The following is a 20,810-nucleotide window of genomic DNA, read 5'->3' on the forward strand; positions in this document are numbered from 1 at the left end:
AACGTTTCAGCATCACAGTAAGCTTAATCAAGCTTAAGCACTAAGCTTATTGAAAGTTTCGCAAATGCTCCTGGATTTTGGCAGTACCCGTGAGGGTACCTCTACATAACGCCAACTTCAGACACGTACACTTGCTTTAGAAGCAATAGTTCTTTATAACCCAAGAGCGTGTCAGCATTGACAATCTTCCCGGCATAGCAGAAATGCCAAGATACACCTTATCGAAGCTAACCTGCATAGTCACTGCCTTGCAAATGGTATATTTACAGAAATTTGTAAGCTTTGCCAAAAAAAATAAGAGAGTCACGTTTTGCGGCTCTCTCGATCATCAGGGTGCATCTATTGACCTTATTATTACGCTTAGGGATGAGGGGTGTCACCCCCTATTTGTGAGGTGTTGATGAAATGTCACCAGGCGATCGCCTGGTGTTGGAGCGAGAGGTTTAGTGGCTCGTGCCGGAGGGTGTACGAGTAGAGATTTCTCTGTCTCGGAACGCTGCTACGGTACGAGTTGAGAAAGGGCAATAGGGCAAAGGAGGGAGTGTAGAAGTTCTGCACTCTCTTTATCGAGAGCAGAAAAGAACGCTACTAGGGTAAGTCTGCTTCTATCCAAGGTAGGAGAAGAATATAAAGAAAATCTAAAATAATCAGGAAAAGCTGACTTTTTCTGATAAAAACTTCATATAAGTTCAAATGGGGTCAGCTAATTTAAAGACCCTAAACATTAATAAATCAGATTAAGAATCTTCGAGTGCCAGCCCCCGGCTATCGGATGCTGGCACTCGCTTTTTAGCGATCACTGTGATGACTGATAAGCTGAGTACGCAAATCACCAGTTGTGAGGTAGCAATCGCGTAAGCACTAGAATCTTGTCCCAATTACGGACTTGAAACATGTCTGTGAAACCCTGCATTTCGGTAATTCAAAGGCTTAACATTACTCAATAAAGCCAACTGAGTGTATATCATGCGGACAAGCAAGAGACTGACTTAGCTCTCGCGAGACGAAGTCTACGACAACGGCTTCCAGTTTCCTCCTTACCAACCCCCGATTAGGGTGAGGAACGCGATCGCGCCAATCTTTGATACAAACGAGTTCCTGATAATTTCTAAGGGGCGTTAGTAATATTACAACTACAGACAATCATTGGGGACAAGTGCGATCGCCCCGGCTCTTGTTAAATTCCAGCCGACTGGAATTTAACAACGTACTAGATTAAACTAAAATGTGCTGTGTCCTGGCGACAGGACACGTAGCCAAACTGCACATTTAAACTTGGCTTTAATGATTTTTAGCTGGTGAAGGGTTGCCTTATACTGGCAAATGCCAATTTGCTTTTCGGGTGAAAACGGACTTGTTCGACAAGAAGCGCCAACAATCAGCGGACAACGAGGAACCCCTCGCTGCCAGGATGCGTCCTCGCACCCTCGATGAGTTTATCGGGCAAGACCACATCATTGGACCGGGACGCCTGTTGCGCCGTGCGATTCAAGCTGACCAACTTTCTTCGGTCATCTTTTTTGGTCCACCGGGTACTGGAAAAACAACCCTCGCTCGGATTATTGCCAATACCACTCGCGCTCACTTCATTGCGATTAATGCTGTCCTGTCTGGGGTAAAAGAGATTCGGGAGGCAATTTCTACCGCTCAAAAACGCCAAAAGGAACACACTCAGCGCACTATCCTGTTTGTTGATGAGGTTCATCGCTTCAACAAGTCGCAGCAAGATGCTCTGCTGCCTTGGGTGGAGAACGGGACGGTTATTCTGATTGGTGCAACGACAGAAAATCCTTACTTTGAAGTTAACAAAGCTCTTGTCAGCCGATCGCGCATCTTTCAGCTCAAACCCCTTGATGAAGCTGACTTACGCGGTGTCCTGGAACAGGCACTAGCTGACCCGGAACGCGGTTATGGCAAGCTATCTGTAATAGTAGAGCCAGATGCGATCGCGCATTTAGTCAATGTCGCCAACGGTGATGCTCGTTCCTTACTCAATGCCCTGGAACTGGCAGTTGAAACCACACCCCCCGACGAAACTGGGACAATTCACATTACATTGGCTGTCGCAGAGGAATCCATTCAGCAAAGGGCAGTGCTCTATGACAAGGAAGGAGACGCCCACTTTGATACCATCAGTGCCTTTATCAAAAGTTTGCGGGGTTCCGACCCTGATGCAGCTTTATACTGGCTAGCCAAGATGGTTTATGCCGGGGAAGACCCTCGCTTCATTTTCCGGCGAATGTTGATTTTAGCTAGTGAAGATGTGGGACTAGCTGACCCCAATGCCGTAGTGGTGGTTAATGCCTGCGCGAGTGCCTTTGAGTGGGTGGGGATGCCGGAAGGACGCTATCACTTGGCTCAAGCTACGCTTTATCTCGCCAACGCACCCAAATCTAACAGCGTGATGGGCTTTTTCGATGCACTATCAGTGGTTGAGAAGGAACGGGAGGCGGAAGTACCCAATCACCTCAAGGATGCCAACCGGGACAAGAAAGGATTGGGGCATGGAGCCGGTTATCTGTATCCTCATGCCTACCGCGACCATTGGGTAGCTCAACAGTATTTGCCGAGTAGTTTGCAGGGACAGGTGTTTTATCAACCTTCAACGCAGGGGTTTGAAGGAGAAATCAAGACGCAGGTGGCACGTCATCGGGAAGCGCAACTTGAAGCGGTGGCAGAGGGCGTTTTTGTTTCACCTGTTGAAGTGCTAACAACAAGACCAACTGACCGCACAGTTGACCGTTGGTTGCAACGCACATTGAGTCAGGTGGGTGAACAACTCGCAGGCATACGCGATCGCATTTTCACCTTAACTCAACTTCAGCGTCACCATGTTGTTTTGGACTTGAATGCCGGGAGTGGTTTACTCACGTTTGAAGCTTTGCGTCGGGTACCAGAAGGTGGTGTTTATGCCTGTACTCGGACATCGGCTGAAGCTGTTGCCCTACAAGAACAGGTGGCAGCACTTCCTCTGCTCAAGCGTCCTTTTGTGTTGAGTTCTACCTTAACCGAGTTGCCAGAAGTCTTAGCAACGCAAGTCCCCGATATTAGGTTTGACTGCATCATCGGGCGCAATGCACTTATCCATGAACCGGAAAAAGGAGCAGCAGCTAAAGTGTTAGCTCAATTGCTGCAACAGTCGGGAGTTTTGGTATTAGCTGAGACGGTGCCACGCCACACGCAACGGCTTTATCGTTTACTCGAAAAGTCGAAGCTAGATGCAGATTTGTATCAGCGATTAGTGGCAGCGGAAGAGGCGATTTACACTGACAAGTTAGACCCAATGGTGAACTGGGATACGGATGAGCTACGGGTTGCCTTTGAGGATGTAGGGTTGGTGGTTGAAGTGGATGAGCAGCGTGAGCTTACCTCTATGCATATTACACCCGCCTTAATCGAGCGCTGGTTTGCTACTACTTCTGCAACGAATAGACCTTCTTATGCGGCGCATTTGGCGAAGAATCTCACAGAAGTAGAAATCCGTGCTGTAAAAGAGCTATTCACCCGTTCGTTGCTGCATCAGACTGTTAGTTGGGAGAGTGCGATCGCTTTTTTGCGGGCTGAATTGTCACAGAGACAGTAACTAACTTTGAGACAAGAGGGTTGAAATTATTCCCTAATATAGGCAGATTACCGGGTAAATCTTATGCTCCATACTTGATTGGATTAACTCTCTCCTGGCATTCTGTACCATGTGTTAAGTGGTTCTCCAGTTAGTACACCATCATATAGTGGGTGCGCCCCAGTAGCACTTCTGCGGATTTGATGGACAGATCGGGGAGGGTTATTGCGGGACTAGAACTCAGCCTTTAGCTTTCAGTTAGTGGAATAATTTGCTTGAGCAAAACACTCATTCCTTGTTTTTGGAAGGAGGCGTGAATACTTCTACTTTATGCCCATTAACATTTTCAGTAAAAATAAGCTGTGAACATTCAGAACGTAAGGCTTTCCACAGCATTGTTTCTTCATAATGTTCAAATTCTGCGGGAATGTAATCTAGGAGTGTTTTAGAACAGACAACAATTAATCTTTCTTGAACACGAGAAAAGGCAACATTTGAGCGATTGAGATTGAGGATAAATTCCACATTTTTACTAATTGCAGATGGCTCGCTTGCTGTTGCAGACACAATAACATTTGGACGTTCGCCACCTTGTAATTTTTCCACAGTATCAATCACATCAACAGCACTTTCATAATAATTTGATAACTCTGTTTTAAGTAGTGTTCTTTGGGCGCGATGAGGAGTTACAATCGCAACGGAGCCATTAGGAATTTCTCCGCCTGCATCTAGAATATGTCTAATTATTTCTACTTCAACTATATTACTCCGTCTTGATTGACGCTCAGAATGAAGGACAAGATAAAGACCTCCGTTTCCTTGTAAAAGTTTTTGCCAAGTCCCTATAACCTCTTTTTCTTCTATACTTTGAGCTTTTCCTTTTAGTTCAATATCATCTTTACGGTAAAGACGTGCAATAAGTTCACGAATCACTGGGGGTAAACGATGGGTAAAATCTAAAGCAGAGCGCAAAATGGCTTCATCAGAAACATTAATATTTGAGTTTTCTTTGAGATTTTGAATTGCTTGATATGCACTAACATAAGGTTGGTAAAGTACAACAGGAGGGCGGTCTTCATTTTCCCAGTCATGGGTAACAATAGGCGCAAGTTGCCGATGATCTCCCGCTAACATAATTTCACCGTCATTTCTGACTAACGTCGCTAAAGCAAGAAAGTGGGGAAATACCATCATACTTGCTTCGTCAACGATTAGAGTAGTTGTTTGAAAACCTTGAGGATAGCGATTACGAAACCTATTTTTACTATTTAATTCGTCTACCATCTTCAAAATTGCACTGGTTGTACCACCAATGATTAATACAGCATTCGACAGCATTTGATTGACTTTTGTAACACAAGGTCGAGCTTGAAAGTCATGTATATTTCCACCTGTATGCTGAATTTCTGAAGAATGTACTTTACTCAACTGAATTGTTGGTATAGTAAGTCCAGAGTCAGTTGTGTGCTGGTTCAAAATGGGTAAAAGGCTGTCTAAACGTAAAAGTAAATTATCTACGGCTGTATGAGTATGTGCCGTAATAAGAACAATATCGCCAGCAGAACGACGTGCTAAGATTCTGAGAAAGGTAGCGATCGCAGTTGTTTCTGTTTTACCTGTACCTGGTGGCCCCTGTAAAAGTTGAATTCTTGTTTTTAGTCCATCTATTACTGCTGCAATTTGCTTATTATTTAGCTTTTTACTGTTTGGTAGCGGTAAATTCTGGAGTAGATTGTGATATTGTTCTAAAGCAATTGCTGAGAGAGCAGTTTGTGGTGGAATTTGAGGATTTTGCGGAGCAAACCACTGACAAATATGATTTCCTTGACTATTTTGTAATGTTTGATCAACTCTTCCAGCCACAAAATCTGAAGGACTTTCATCAATAGTGGCATAATCATAAATATCTTCTTCATTTTGAAAAAAACGACCACGAAGTTGATAACGATCTGGACTTCGTGTTTGTCTAACTGCAAGTTCAATCTCTCCACTATCCCAGTCAATTACTTCTACTACACAGGTGCTTCCACCCGCAAAAATTTGATTAATGGTTTGACCTTGATGTGGATGATCAGAACTCGGACTAAGCCTAACAAAAGAACCTACATCAATGGTACAGTTAGCTTGCAATATTTCAGAAGTAATACTGTATTTATCAAGATTAATCTTTGCTGTTAATTTATTACCCTGTGACACTACATTTTTGACAGGGATTGTTCTCCCTAAAGAAACACGATAGATAGGTGGGACTAAATGACTTGCAATCCAATCTGTTACCTTAACGTGCTGATCTAAACGAAGAAAATCAATACCTGCTTGAGCAGCATCATCTACACCTAAACTGAAATCCGGCAAATCAGCGATGGTCAATGATTCTTTAGTTATTTCTGAATTCTTAAACCGAATTCCTTCTTCAATCCATCTGATAGCATGAGTACGAGCGCGAAAATACTCTTCTAAATAATTAAGTTTTTTGGCTCCGTTGTAACCTTCAATGGAGGTTTTTAATTTTGCGGTAAGTTTTGGATCATTTGGGTTAGGAAGTTTTCGCCAAAAGGCACGCCAATAAGCTGCACTTAAAGAATTAAAGTATCTTAGCCTAATTTCAAACTGATGTTTACGAACATTTTGAGAACTTGATGTTGTCCATTGATTATTATTATCTATCGACAAAGTTGTTTTAAAGTCAAAGACATCTTGAGAAAAAGCCTGATCTAGATTAACCAGTTGTCCATTAATTTCTCGTTTCCAGTGGTAACGTCTTCCATACCACTTAAGAGATGTTACGACCGCTAAATCTCTTCCTGTCCATCCCAACGCATAACGACGATCTACTTCATCATAGAGACAAGAATAAATCAATTGTTCTAAACTTTCACGACAACCAAGCAATTCTCGCAAATGGCTTAGAAGTTGAGAGTCAACACGGGAACACCCTTCAACCAATTGAGTCATTTCTTGACGTGACCAAACATAAAAATGAATTGGTGCTTTTTCTGTTCTAGCTACTTTTGCAATTTTACCAACTAACTTTGATAAAAACCCCTGTATTAGCTGTTTTTCAGAACCATTATCTACTTTATATTCTCCTGTCCATGCTGATGTTTGGAACTCAATTACATCTTCACCTTCTAGTTCTTTTTCTTTATAAATAGGTTTCTGTTCTTCATCGTGTCCTTCCTCTATATATTCTTTAATATTAGGGTCTGGTTCCCATTTTGCATCTTCATTTTGTAAGAATTTCGGGTCTAATTTACCTTCACTTTTAGTTATGTGAGCAGCCAGCGCACCGATTCGATTTTCAACATAATCATATTCAATAGAAAGATAGACACGGATGAGACGTTCATTGTTAATTAAATGTTCTGGTAGTTGACTTTGACCTCCTGAATAATTGGGTAGTGCTTGTACTTCATAAATATTTGGATCACAATCTCCACCAGGAAGAGTGCGTCTACGGGTTTGTGCCTTTAATTTAAGCAGTTCTAAATTATCTGTAAAACTTATATCTTGTTGAATTTGAATAACTTGATTGCCTGTTAAATCGAGATCGGCTAAATCATCGATAGTCTTTATACCTGTTTTCTTCAATACAGTAATAATTGATGAATCTATTCCTAACAATTCTAAACGACGCTCTCTTGCACTCTCAGCTAAACAATGGACGCTTAATGTACAGTCACTACATTTTTTGTCTAACTGATAATCTAAATCAGCTAAGTCAGTTTCAATAATGCGTTTTAACGCCCCATCAGACGCTATTAGACGACTAATATCAGCTTCTATAGTATCCAGATTGAGGGGTTGAGATTGAATAATGTCCTGACTTTTATTGGTATTTTCATCAATGCGGACAACAACACATTCAATATTTTCAGGTTTGAGGTTTACTCCACTGATAGTAATTGGGTTTTCTTTTATCAGTTTCCGTACAAGCATTCGATACAAAGCAACCTGTGCTTGATGATAAGTTCGATCTTTACGAGATGCTTTGCCTTCAACTAATCGCAGTTTAGGTTCATTATTTTCCCATAGCACAACTATGAAGTCAATTTGTCCACGGATATTAAATTCTTCAATATTGCCATTGATGGAAATTTCTCGCCCATAAGCTTTTTGCCCTGCTGGTAAACTTTCTATTTTTTTTACAAATTCATTCCATTCAGTTGCTTTGTCTTGGCTAGATTTTTGGCTTATTTGAGTTAAATCAAGAAAATCATATTTTTGGAGTGAAGTTTCCCATTCTTTCTCTCTTATTCGACCTGCTTCTTCCAATACAGGATCTAAAGAAGTAGCAAAAATTAACTCGGAGAAAGGAATTTGTTTAGCAAGTTCGTAGTCGTTAAATTTTAATTTAAATCGGCGTTCGCAGGATTGATAACGAATATATTCAGCAATATCCGTAGCTCTAACTGATGGTTTTGTTGTTGACATAACAAAGTAAATTTATATAGTGTAAATAGAGACACTTTTTACAATCAAGATAGCACACGCGGGCAATTTCAGAGCAGCTGTAAGTTAGGGCTTAACCGCTGTACTTTTGAAGCAATGCCATTAGAACCTCAATGGGATCAGCCAAATCCTCTAGGTTAAGCACTAATTGGAAGAAGGCTGCCACCAGTTAAGCGCTTTTTTCGTCTTCTCTATGGGAGTCATGTAGTTATAGATTTCATCCGCTTCCCGCAGCGAGTGCCCCATCAGCGCTGCTAAAGCCTCCTGTTGTTCGGGAGAGCCAAATTTCCGTTGATGCGTTATGGCTATCCTTCTAAAATCGTGGGGCGTTGCAGATCAGCAGGTAGTTCAATACTTACCCCGGCTTCTTTTTAGGGGTAGAGCCAAGTGAAAGTGATAGGACTGCAAGCTCGTAGTTCTAACGATAAGAGCTTTTCTTTCGATGTATCCCCTACCCATCGCTGAGACTAAAATTGCTGCAATGGTATTCAATGACGATCGCCTGTTTCCCAAATTTCAGGGTCAGGATTTACACTCTCGTGAGATTGCCCGCCTCGATCACCGTATCCGTGATTCCGACAAATTAAAAAAGGCTTGAAAAGCTATCTCGTTAAATTGCACACCAACCGCTCCTAGCGAGAGTGCCCATGAACAACCAAGAACGGATTTCCAACCCTAGTGCTTCTTCAACAAAACAAGGGAATAGATCCGCTATGAGTATAAAGCGGAAAATTCGGATGGGGTTATTACAGCACAGGCAAACGAGCGCAATCGCACCCCGGAGAGTTGATCGGTGAATCGCTATTTGAAGCGAATCCACTACATCTGTCACTACTTATGTGAACTGATAACTGAGGGAGAGTACGAGCGATCGCTTTGGGTCTTCAGGTATACTTCAAGCTGTGAAAAACTATGCAACTCAATAACGGGACTTAAACAAAAATGAGCTTGAAATAGGCTCAAACCCAGTCAGCAAGACAGTTGGCTGCTGAAATTCGATCAGCAATGCAGGCTCTAGAAGCATTCCCCTATCATCACTGCCCCCTTTCAAAAACACTTAGGATTTCGTAAAGAAGATATATATTTAGGTAATTTCTATTTGTCAATGCGTAAGCCTGATAGCGGAAAATTATTGCTATTACTCACCCGACTTTTAGTCGCCAACCCTAACCTGTTTCTTTTTGGTTAAACACATCGCAATGCCTTTTTCGTAGTAGGCTGTAACTCTTGAGGCTCAGCATTAGTTTGGGCAGAGTCGTCGCATCACTAATTTCAGTGGGTGCAGCAGCTTCCTCTCCCTCTGGCGCAAGATGTCCTCGACACGCCAGATGAAGTCCTCCGCAAGGTGGGGATTTCGCGCCCCAAAATCTCTTATCTTAAAGACTTGGCACGTCATGCGATCGCCGGATTGCCCACTCTTGAGGAGTTGGAAGTCATGGATGATGAGTCAATTATCAAGACTCTGACGCGGGTCAAAGGTATCGGACACTGGACTGTGCAGATGCTCCTGATTTTTCGTCTCAAGCGGTGGGATGTCTTGCCTGTGGATGACCTGGGTGTACGTGCAGGCATGAGGAAACTCTACGGTCTTGAGGCACTTCCTGACCGCAAGACTACAGAAAGCTTCGGACAAAAGTGGAAGCCCTATTGTAGTATTGCTTCGTGGTACTTGTGGCGCAGTTTGGAGCCTTTACTACAGCCAGTGTGAGAACTCCTACAAATACGTTTCCTAAACCTAAAGATCTTATGCAATCTCTAGATGAGCTAAGCCAGGATCGTCGCTTGGCAAGAGTTTTCAGCCCAGACAGCTTAGATGCCTGTGATTTATGCCTGTGGTTACTTGAAATCAAGAAAGCAGAAACTAGAGAATATCGCCTCTTATATGGTTGGGTTATCCCCAGAATGCTCAGGGAGTTAAACACTTGGTCAATTTCTAACTCCCTACCCGAATGGAAAAGCCCTCCGTATGCCTATCGAGTGTACCGACTCAATTTTCACCATTGTGGTAAGGTGATTTTCAATCTGGTAACGAAACTCTGTGAAGGTTTCTCTTTGCAGGGAGCCTGCCAACAGCTCGGAGTTGTTGAGCCTCTGAAGTCCGCCAATCAACCCCATCCCTGCGGGCAATTTCATCTTGCAACATCACAAAGGGAATTAACAAGATCGTTCATCGTTCGACCAGTTATTTTTGTCGAACCCGCATGGTCTCACCTAGCAGTCATTGATGAATTGAAGCCAATTACTAGCCCTAATGAAGTTGTTCCAGCATTTGTGGGTTCACTTTGTCGCCTTGGTAAGCTGAATCTTTTCCGAGCAGCCGATGGTACACCATTTCCCCAACACGAGAATTTAGCAAAGAAATGCCTCTCCCACTTGCAGGCGGAAACAGGATTAGCCTTTTGTGGTGCAGATAGTAAGCGATTAGGTAATCTTGAATGGCTATGCTTTCCGGCTGCCGATAGCTATGAAAAAAACCAAGTTAAGGTTAGCTTTGACTCGCCTGCTTACACCGTAACAATTGAAATTCCGCCAGACGTACTCGCAATCAGCACTCAGGCTACAGTGCGTTGCCGCCTCTGGAACGATCGGGAAGTCAGTCTCGACTGCCTGAAAACTCTTCAAGTTACGGAATTAGGTGCGTCAGTTAGTTTCACAACTCAGCAGGAAATTACTAAGTATCTCGTTACTATTTGGGTACAGCCAGAACATGGAGACGTAGAGGAAATTTGGTACGAAATCTCAGCTCCAATCTTCAGACAGGTAAACCTCAATCAAGGTATTAATGGCTTTGAAGTACAACTCGAATCAAATTGGCTCAGAGAATATAGTAAAGCTAAAAAACTCAGCAAGCCAATTAAACAAGCTCAAACTGTTAGGCAAACTCACTATCAGCAACTCAGCCTTGTTAACTACCAACCTGCGCCTTGGATTGTTGAAGGACAACAGATCTACCAGTTTGCGAAACGTTGTTTCTCTAGACCTTCTGGAGGTCTCTTCATCAGAAATGGTTGGGGAGCCAATATGGAGGAACCTGGAATCTTTACCTTCTTCAAGTGGCTCCAATCTCTGACAGATGATGCATCCATTAGCAAGGTTTTGATTGTCGATCCATACTTTGACGAATCAGGCATCACAGAGGTGATTGCAAGAGCAAGAGCTGCTCAAGCTGAATATGTGGTTCTTGCCAATACCCAAGCCAATTCTCAATACCCCACAGATCCCAGTCAACCAAGGGAGCCTCATCGAGCAACGCGGCTTAAAGGAGCTTGTTATAGAGGGGATATTAACTTACTCCTATCTGGTTTGAAGTTTCGGCTACTGGATCTGAGAAGTACAACTGAGAAGAACGATCAGTTATTCCACGATCGCTACATCCTGCTGTTTGACAATCAGGGAAAGGCAAAGACTGGCTATCACCTGTCAAATTCCATCCAGGGAGCGACAAAACATCACCCATTGCTAATCACTCCGATTCCCAGCGATGTACTCTCGACTGTAGAAGCTTATGTCCAGGAATTGCTCAATCCTTCCTCTGACTCCAATAGCAGAATTATTCCACTGTTTTCATCAATTCGCGAACCAAGAACACTGTCCGCTGCTAGGAGTTCATTCAAGCTATCCGATATTCCACACGTCAACTTTTTCTTTGCGACCCTTCTGCAAGATGAGAGTCTTCTGTGTCTAGATGAAACCGCATTGGGCGATCACCTCAAAAGTTACGGGGATTTAGACGAGGAAAAAGGAAACTTTGAATTCAGAGAGGAAGATTCCACTCAGGCAGATTTTTACTTAGGTCAATTGGCTTCAGCTCTTATTGCTGCCAGCCCTCCCGACTTTATCAAACTGTGGACTGGACTATGGAGTTGGCTAAATCATACCTCTAACAGCAGTGATTATCTTGATAGGCTTATTTCTTCGAGTGGAGAAGCCCTTTCATTAAGGCTTAAAGATTTCCTCGTTGAGGCACCAGACCAATTAAACCTTCCCATTGCATCATTTAAGCCAGACACCCATGCTGAAGCTTTGTTGCTTACGGACTTGCTGAATGTAGGTTTCCCAGAAGCCGTACAAAAATCCAATGAGCTATTGAGATTTGCTGATTGTCGGACTTGGGTTCCTTGCTTGCAGGACAATGGAATCCGCTATGCTGCACAAGTTTTGGCTCAGCTAGACCCAGGAACACTCGTGAGCGTAATTACAGAGTTGCAGCAAGCTCTAGCTGCAATACCTGAGAATGAGACTGATGCCTCCAAACTTTGGAATCTCAGACATACTCTTGCCTTCATCTTGAAACAGGTCTTCGATGACCTGCTTATGGCTCAATTTGGATACAGAAAAAATCCCCCGTTCCTATCGGCTTTATTAGGAAGCGATATTCCGCTGATTCGGGCGATCGCTGCCAACAGTTTCTCTCCCTTATGGAACTCTAGGACTAAGCCATTGGAAGCATTTACAGCGATTGCAGTTCTAACCCCGTTGGAACAAACGTATACTCTTGCTGAGTGGGGTTTTAACCTAAGAGTCAGGGCAAATCCGAAAAGATATTTAGAAGAAGATGAAGCGTTGGGGCAACTTCTTGTGAAAATATTTAACCAAATGCACCAAGTATTCCCTACAAATATATCTAATGCAGAACTTTCAGAAATCGTTTGTCGTTTGAGCGGTCCCAGCGAGGGAGATTGGGCAGTGTCTACGACCAACGATTTTCTCATCCCGTTGATTAACAATGGTAAGCTGTCGGACGAGCAGGTTGCGGAACTTTGGCTACCAATCTTATTCAAACAGCTTGAAGCCCATACTTCATCGCCAAACCGCCAACAAGAGGATGAGACATTTGAACCTGATTTAGAGGGATCAAAAGGTTTAGAGCTGATTCAACTTGGTGCATGGGCGATTGTAAATAACAATGCAGAAAACAGGAGAAAGTGGCTGGAACGACTTAAAAATCTCCAAGGTAAAACTCAGAGTATTTTACGCCAGCCATTTTTACGCTACCGTCACTACCAAACTTGGCATAAAGCAAGTATTTGTCTGCTATGGCTAGTCAGCCTAGCCAACATTCTCGTTCAAACTTATGAAGTAAATATTGCTGAGGGCGAGTACAGAGAAACTGAGTTTATAGCAAAATGTTTAGAGCAAATTGATGAGACACTAGCTGCCACTCGTGAGGAGAATCCGTTACCAAACAAGAAATGTCTTTGGGAGTTTGTAGCCAACTTCAAACAAAAATAAGCAATTTCAGAGGTAGCTCACACCTACATCTGCAATCGTCTAAGGCTGTAGCTGGGGTGATGCGATAGAGTCCACAATTTTGGTTCCACGCGGCAGCTAGCCAGTTAGCTGCCAAGGCGGCAGGCAGAGAACCACCCGTGACAAATCCGAAGAAGCGGTAACCTGCCTGTATCATTGATGCAGGTGAGCCAATTTCATCGAGCTGTTGCAAGACGAGTTCAGGCTCGACAGGCTCATGGGGGAGGGGTTGATCAAACTGGATGAGATTAGCGATCGCTCGGCTTATAGGGTCAGCCGGTTCGCTCCTCGAAAATACTTTCGTGGTCTGCATTCCATTGGGTTTATTACTGCCAATGTGACCGGAGTCGGAGACTCTTTTATGTGGGTACGGTGGGACAGACTTCACTGGGAGAGACGGCTGTCCACTCAACTTCTTGAGAAGATTTGTTTGAATCCTCTAACACTCGACTTGCTACACGCACCGCTACATTTATGCTTACAACAGTCACGAATTTGTTGTATTTTCGGTGTTTGTATCCCGCAGATTGCTTAATTTTCGACTGGCGACATCTGCGCTAAGTCCCCAAAAAATTAGGCTAAAGTAATCAGACAAAGGTTTAGAACCAAAGGTAGCTCCATTGTCGATATATATTGAGTTGAGTCCCACAATTGATAGGAAAATGAGTGATGTCAGTGAGACTAATGGGCGTACTATCCAGACGGTTGCCTCAGTTCTGATTTGATCGGATACACCAGAAACGATAACGAACCAATTCTGGAGACGAACTAGCCAGATTAGTTTTGTGTCGCGGCTGGTTATTTGTGTTGTTGAAGAAACAGTAGATGCGTGCAAAATGTCATTTTTTAATGCTTCCCCAAGGTCTATCACTTGATCTGCTTTCGTGCTAGTGCCTTCATTAGTATCATCACCCATTAGTCCTTGATCTATTAGACTTGTAACTCCTTCTAAAATCTTGTCTAATCTCTCCTTCACGTCTACGTCTACTTGCTTCAGAAGTAAGAGTTTACGAGTACGCTCTATTTCATCTTTGACATTCTGAATTTTCTTGTCTAAATCTGTTTCTCCTTCCACGGGGGGTAGCTTCTCTTCAAGCTGCTGAAGTTTAAGTATAGCTTCCAATTTGGCTTCAACTGCCTCTAGTTGGACAGGAGCTTTTTCCAACTTTTCTTGATAGATTAAGCGGTCTATCTCATCAGCCATAGATAATAGAGAGGCTTGCTCATCTGGATTCGTTGCTTCTTGCTGTATTCGATATTTGAGTTGATTAACAGCCTTCTTGGCAGTTGTGATTGGGGTGCCTCGTTCCTGCATATATTTAAACAACCGTCCCAGTACGATGCCTGATAGCAGCAGGATGAGTGGTAAAAGTGGACCTGATCGCACCTTCAAATCTACTGGTGCTGTTAGGCGCTGGGATTGCCCCTCTAGAGTGAAATGCAATGTACCAACGTATTGATCGGGCGGAATTGCTGATTGATCAATGATTAGAGGTATGGTGACAATTTGATTGGCAGGTAAGACTTGCTTCTCTTGAGGAGGAGTTAGTTCAGTCTCAGTCAACTGATATCCAGATTGTCTTCCCCTAACAACGACTTGAGTGTCAACCAAGTTTACTGGTGCTTGTGTAAGGTTATCGAAATGCAGTTCCCACTTCCTTTGGAAAGAACCGGGCAGCAGAAAATGACCTAGAAGGCAATCAAGCGCACCGAGTGAACCTGAACAATTGACAAGATTTAACTGAACTTGAGATGCGTCTGGTAAGGGGGTAAGATTTGGTCTTGCCTTCGCGACCACTGTTAATGGAACAATTTGAGATTGTGCTTGATTTGATAAAAGCAGTTTAATCCTTCCCTCATAGACTCCGGGTAGGTGGATATTAGATACTCTGACTTGAAAATCTTTGGAAACGCCAGAAGAGAGGGAAGGAGTTCCTTCGAGGGTAATTTGGTGGGGACTGATTATTCCATCTCCTTCTTTGCTACGTAGCTCAGAAGGTAAAAAGATGAAATTTTCTACATTGCCTCCTCGGGCTGTTAATCGTAAGCTGCCAGCTAGTGTATTGTTTTCCTCTAGCCAACCGGAAATGTTCAACGCCTTGTTACTAGAATCAACTTCAATATTTGTCGTAGATTGAGCTTGAGCCGGAGCGCTAATTAAAATGACAGGTATTAGGACACCAAGGAACCAACGCTTCATAAATTATGTTGTCGTTAATGATTAAGAACTCAAAGCCTGAGCTAGAGCAATTTCATGAGCAGCGTAAAGAGAATAAACTAGCCCCAGAGGATTCTTGTTTTCTCTAAGAAATTGAAGGCGTACATTTAACATTGCCTGTCCTAAGGGCTTTGCTTTGAATAAATGGGATAGTAGCTGATTAGCATAGGGTACAGCAAAAGATTCAGGGACAGAACACTCTGAGCCAACAACTCCACTGGCTCCTGCCTGCCGAAAATCTGTAATCAAACTGACGTAACTGTCAGATTTATAATCTCCCGTAGCACATCCGTTTAGAATGACTAATGGTTTTTTTGTCCACTTTCCCTTGTACCTGCTTAAGAAATTACTTCTAATCATCTCAATATCAGATAGCTTGAGATATGGTTGCCCAGTAGTTTTATCCATATCCCCATGCGTGTAGAAGTAAATTAAATCCAAATCAGTCCCGTATGAATCCCAATGAGTTTTGACCTCTGCAATTTTGCCTTCCTTGGCTAATCGAAGTTGTATAGACTCTGGACCTATTTTTTCAATTTCTTGACGATGCCCATCCCACATCTTGAAGCCAGGATAGACAATTAAATTGAGATTCAGAGGTTTATTGTTTCTAATAGTCCTTACCAAAGATGGAATACGATCAGAAGCTTCATTACTTCTCCAAGCAGGAAGCTGCTCAATTGAGTATCGGTATCCCCAAAAAGCGAAGGGGCAAACTGTATCAGGGTCTTCAGCCAACGGACAACCCGAGCAGTCTCGACGTTTTGGAGTACTATGATTAATAGCTTCCTCACAAACTTGGGTCAGCCCTGGAATATATGATGTTTCCCGTTGATATAGTAGTGCCCACGGAATGGTTGTCATTCCTAAGACATCTCTGGTGTTGTTAACCTGAATAACTGTGCCAGGTTGTAGAGTGGATAATAATGCTCTTGCAGATTCTTCTGATTCCAGCCCTTCATTGTCAAACAGAAGTCTGTATAGGTTGTATCCAACCTCAGCTAAACGTGGCAACCAAATATTCAACATTTTATTATCACCACTTAGAATATTGGCATAGCCACGCATATCCTGTCCGTCTAATTTACCTCCTTTAATCATTAATTCGAGCAAATTCCTGATGCCAGAAATCATTCCCACAAGAGCATCTGATGGTAGTTCTGTGTCATGGGAAACAAGTTCTTCATCTCCATTAACACGATTCAGAAAGGTAAGGGTAACGCTTTGATCCTTGGGATCTGCTGCAACGTTAATTGTTAGCATCCGCTCTGGAAGCAAATGCAGTTCATTAGGATTGATAAAGTCTTGAGTAGCATTAAGTCTACGTGCAGTTAGTGCGCCTGGTATTTTGCTACCTGCTGTATCTAAAACTAGTGCTTTAATTTCCTTGGATTGAAGGAAGTAACCCCGGTAGAGAAGATATACGCGGATTGTTCCGCTGTCCATAGAAATGCGAGGCTTGATCTGAAAATCGATGGCTTGAGTCGATCCTTTGCGAGGTAGATTGAGAGTTTGTACACGATTATCTTGTTCTATCTCAAAATCTTTAGACTCAGCAATAATGGTTAGGGGTAGCGTTTCTTTATCTCCCCAAGTGTCTCTTAAAGCTTCACCCACAAAGATATCTTCTTCCCCAAGTCCACCTACAACGGAACTGATGTTGACTCGGAGTTGATAAGACTGATTGAACACTAAAGGTTCATCAGAAGACAAATCCTTGTTTATGTTTGGATCTCTTAGCCAAATATTAAAATATCGAGGCTCCTGTTCACTAAAATGAATCATGTTTGGTTCCCACCATCTACTAGATCCAAACAGGTAGCCCTCTGCCTCAGTGAGAGCAAGTTCAATTCCAGCTTTGAGAAGTGAGGTAGGTAAGTGAGATAAATGGTTCTCTAGAGCTATTGTCCAAGTGTCCTTTAATATCCCTCGAACAATAATAAGGGCTTTTTCCAAAACTTTTCTACTCTCAAGCTTAGGTAAATAGTTTGCCAGTGAAATAAGCGTTCTTGATTTGCAAGGTTCGGCAGGAATTTCGTCTATTGCTGCTAAAACTTCCTCAAAAATTTGCTCTTGTTGCTCTCCTTCAAAACGAAAGAAGAGGTCAGCCAAAAGCCGTGCACGGGAACGTGGTGCATGTGTGAATTGCTGATCTATATATTCATTCTCCCTAGCACGTTCCCTACGAGCCTCCCAGTCGTCTACATCTGCAAATTCTGTTGAAATTCGGCGTCCAAGTTCATCAATTGCCTCAAGACGAGCCTCTGCTTCTACTGGATCTTGGATGTTTCGAGCAATTCTCAAAGCTTCATCTAGTAGATCATTCTTTAGCTGCGGAATTAGAGTAGCTAAAGTTTTGGTGCGATCACTAATATCTTCGATTGCCTGTATTTGGTTAAGGCAACGAACGTTTGCTTGATGTAGGCTTTCTTCTGGTAATCGTGGCGTTAATACCTTTAACACTTCAATGCGGTCTTTTACAGAAGATATCTCCTCGGCAGAGGAAAGAACGATATCTAATGATTCAGGTAGAACATACAAAGCTAATTCCTTTAAAGCTGAAGCCCTATAGCCGGAATCAACAATGCTGTTTGCAATGAAGATGGCTTTATCGAATAGAGTAATCGGAGTATGGGGGATGATTGATACTAAGGTTGAAGAGCGAGAGTAATCCTCCTTAATCTGTTCGATTGCTTCTAGTGCAGATTCAATTGCTTGTTGTTTATCTTTTTCTGACAAATGATAGGCTAGTTCTTCCAATACTGAGGCACGCTCATTGGGTTCGGAAATATCACTAACAATTGCTAACATTGCCTCAATTATTCGTTTATCTTGTCCTGATAAATGAGAGGTTATTTTTCTCAATACTGAAGCACGAGTACTTGTTTCGGTAATATCGCCAATAACTGACAAAACTGCCTCAATTGCTTGGTGTTTAAAGGGTTCTAACAAACGTGGAATTAGTTCAAGTAGAGCTAAAACTCGCTCTTCAGCTACCTCTAGTTCAATTGCCATTGAAAATGCTTCAGGCAGGACTTCGGTTGGAATATGAGGTAGTAGTTCATCTATTGCTGAACTGCGAACGGACTCATCGCTGATTCGGACAGCACTAGAAAAAGACTTTATAAGTAACTGAGGTGACAAATATTCAACTAATTCTGGTAACGAAAATACCTGGTAATATTCATCAATGTTACTAATGTCCTCTGATAACTCTAATAAAGATTGCTCTTTAGCAGATTCTGATATGTGTGGGATTATCTTAATTAAAGATGAAATACGATCGGTAATCTCTTGAGTATCGTTAATCACTTTTAACAGGTTCTCTAGAACTTCATCTTTGAGAGACTCTGATAGATGAGTAATCAGGACGGGAAGAACTTGAATGCGCTCATCAATTGCAATACTATCAAATACTTCTAGTATCTTCTCTAAAGCTTGCTGCTTAAGGAGTTCTGGTAAATAAGAAATTAATTCTCTTAGGGCTGAAACACAACTGCTCGGTTCGTCGATTTTTTGGGCTACTGAAAGTGCATCCGCTAATAAAAGAGGTGATGATAGATGGGGAATGAGAGAAGTCAGGTAAGAAGAACAAGAGGAAGCGCTTTCAATTCGGCTAACAGCCGCCAGCGCTTCTGTTGCTGCCTGCTGCTTGAGCGGTTCTGGCAAGTAAGGAATTAACTCCTTTAGGGCTGAAACACGATAGCTTGACTCATCAATTTTTTGAGCTACTGCAAGAGCTTCAGCAAGAAGAGCTTCTGGTAAATTTGCCAGGAGAGATGTCCAATAGGAAGAGCGGTAATAATCTTCTATTTGGCTAATTGCCGCCAGCGCTTCTGTTGCTGCCTGCTGCTTGAGCGGTTCTGGCAAATCAGACACAAGGTTGCTAAATATAGAAGCACGATCATCTACTCTTGAAAGATTATCAGCTACTTCTAGCAATTTCTTAAGAGCTTCTTGTTTTGGAGGATCTGGCAGGTGAGGAAGTAACTCCTTTAAGGTAGATACACACTGATCTGGATCATGAATACTACTCATTGCCTCCCATGCTTCCAGTAAAGCTCTGTTCTTCAAAGGCTCAGGTAAGTACTGAAGTAGATTGAGCAGGGATCGAGCGTAGTAGGAATCTTCGCTATTACCATCCACTTTGCTAATAGCAGTTAGGGTATGTTCAAAAATCTGTTCGCGGGAGTCATCAGGTAAGAACGAAAGATACTGCAAAGTAAGCTCTAACGCCTGATTACAATAATATTTGTCGCTGAGTTGGCTAGCAGCTCTCAACAGATTTTGAAAAACTAGCTTAAATTGACTTTCTTCAGGCTTTTCTAATCCTTGGACGGAAGTTACTTCTTCTAATTGCTCTTGAGTACGCATATTCTAATCAATGATGAAATTAAATATAAATTCCCCAGGCTAATTGAATTGAAGGCTTCTAATACTGAGGCTTTTCTCGTTCCCTGGCGGTGCCTGAAAATAAAAATCCAGAGCCTCTGCTTCAGTAAAGGAACTGGTAGCACAGGAGACAGAGCCTTCAAACTGACATTCCTAGAAAGCTCCCAGGAAGGAGGCAATCCAACTCTTTTTGTAGTACTGAGTACTACTTAGCACTTCAATTTCCATTAATCTGTCTAAAGACGGTTGCTCTTTACCTTGTTCTACAAAAAAAAAGCCTTACTTTCCGGGAATCTTAACCAAACAGAATATTTTCTGAATGTACATAAAGTAAGTAATTGTACTGGTTATAAATGAATATTCCCGACTCCCCTCATCAACCATCGGCTTGAAACTCACCTGCTCTACCCTGAACCGTCATAGGCGATACGAAGAGAGTTTCTTTCTACTGATGGCTGCAATGAACGCAGGCGATCGCGCCAGAGGACATTGACGCTAGACTTGATCGCTTGCTACTCGCCGACAATCCAGCAACCGTCCAATCTCTTATGACAGGTTTCAGAAAGGTTCGCCTTATGCTTGAACACACCCGACCCTCACCCCTGTTGAGGTGATTGCAGATTGGTTAGAGGTAAGTTGAGGTGTTCGACCGGATGAGGCATCGCAGCGGCTGAGGGGGCGGGGAAGATCGGCGTTAGCGACAAATCATTGACAACATCTGTAAATTTACCGAGGTCAACGTAGCAGCTTTTTGCCTCTTTCGTGTAATAGCCACATGAAACCCTGTTGTTAAAATCCAGGCGACTGGATTTTAACAGCGCCCAACCTCCTCGCTTTCGTGGAAGCTGGCATTTCGTTGCACTCATTCTACCCCTCGCCATCGGGTGCGCTCGCGCTCTTTTCTCTACTGGCGTTTAGCTAACGCGCTCTAACTCA

Annotated in this window: 10 protein-coding genes; 4 read left to right on the top strand and 6 right to left on the bottom strand. The window is 42.8% G+C overall.

Features of this window, described 5'->3' with window-relative positions:
• Positions 1-737: 737 nt before the first annotated feature.
• A complete protein-coding gene (locus NDI48_24525; GenBank protein MEP0834334.1) occupies positions 738-878 on the bottom strand; it encodes a hypothetical protein in 141 nt (46 codons plus the stop codon).
• 476 nt (positions 879-1,354) lie between these two features.
• Here NDI48_24525 and NDI48_24530 point away from each other — a divergent pair, with 476 nt between their 5' ends.
• Positions 1,355-3,583: an AAA family ATPase gene (locus NDI48_24530; protein ID MEP0834335.1), complete on the top strand. Its 2,229-nt coding sequence runs from the start codon at positions 1,355-1,357 to the stop codon at positions 3,581-3,583.
• A 267-nt stretch (positions 3,584-3,850) separates the two neighbouring features.
• On the opposite strand, the gene NDI48_24535 is transcribed toward NDI48_24530, so the two are convergent.
• The gene (locus NDI48_24535; protein ID MEP0834336.1) at positions 3,851-7,996 is read right to left on the bottom strand and encodes an AAA domain-containing protein; all 4,146 of its coding nucleotides are present in this window, start codon (positions 7,994-7,996) and stop codon (positions 3,851-3,853) included.
• 460 nt (positions 7,997-8,456) lie between these two features.
• Here NDI48_24535 and NDI48_24540 point away from each other — a divergent pair, with 460 nt between their 5' ends.
• From NDI48_24540 to NDI48_24550, 3 genes are all read left to right on the top strand, one after another.
• Complete coding sequence (locus tag NDI48_24540; protein MEP0834337.1) at positions 8,457-8,612, top strand: hypothetical protein; 156 nt, start codon at positions 8,457-8,459, stop codon at positions 8,610-8,612.
• Between the two features lie 681 nt (positions 8,613-9,293).
• The gene (locus NDI48_24545; GenBank protein MEP0834338.1) at positions 9,294-9,722 is read left to right on the top strand and encodes a hypothetical protein; all 429 of its coding nucleotides are present in this window, start codon (positions 9,294-9,296) and stop codon (positions 9,720-9,722) included.
• A gap of 38 nt (positions 9,723-9,760) precedes the next feature.
• Entirely contained in the window at positions 9,761-13,246 is a 3,486-nt protein-coding gene (locus NDI48_24550; GenBank protein MEP0834339.1) for a VPA1262 family protein, read from the top strand.
• On the opposite strand, the gene NDI48_24555 is transcribed toward NDI48_24550, so the two are convergent.
• The 4 genes from NDI48_24555 to NDI48_24570 all read right to left on the bottom strand — a co-directional run bounded on the left by NDI48_24555 (position 13,233) and on the right by NDI48_24570 (position 20,740).
• Positions 13,233-13,577 (bottom strand): hypothetical protein, encoded by a 345-nt coding sequence (locus NDI48_24555; GenBank protein MEP0834340.1) that lies wholly within the window; start codon positions 13,575-13,577, stop codon positions 13,233-13,235. The two genes, NDI48_24550 and NDI48_24555, sit on opposite strands and share 14 nt — an antisense overlap.
• Positions 13,578-13,751: 174 nt before the next feature.
• The gene (locus tag NDI48_24560) at positions 13,752-15,464 is read right to left on the bottom strand and encodes a hypothetical protein (protein ID MEP0834341.1); all 1,713 of its coding nucleotides are present in this window, start codon (positions 15,462-15,464) and stop codon (positions 13,752-13,754) included.
• 21 nt (positions 15,465-15,485) lie between these two features.
• The gene (locus NDI48_24565) at positions 15,486-19,856 is read right to left on the bottom strand and encodes a CHAT domain-containing protein (protein MEP0834342.1); all 4,371 of its coding nucleotides are present in this window, start codon (positions 19,854-19,856) and stop codon (positions 15,486-15,488) included.
• A 614-nt stretch (positions 19,857-20,470) separates the two neighbouring features.
• Positions 20,471-20,740, bottom strand: coding sequence for a hypothetical protein (locus tag NDI48_24570; GenBank protein ID MEP0834343.1), 270 nt, complete (start codon positions 20,738-20,740; stop codon positions 20,471-20,473).
• Positions 20,741-20,810: the final 70 nt, after the last annotated feature.

It is taken from the genome of Microcoleus sp. AS-A8 (genome assembly GCA_039962225.1).
Classification (GTDB): Bacteria; Cyanobacteriota; Cyanobacteriia; order Cyanobacteriales; family Coleofasciculaceae; genus Allocoleopsis.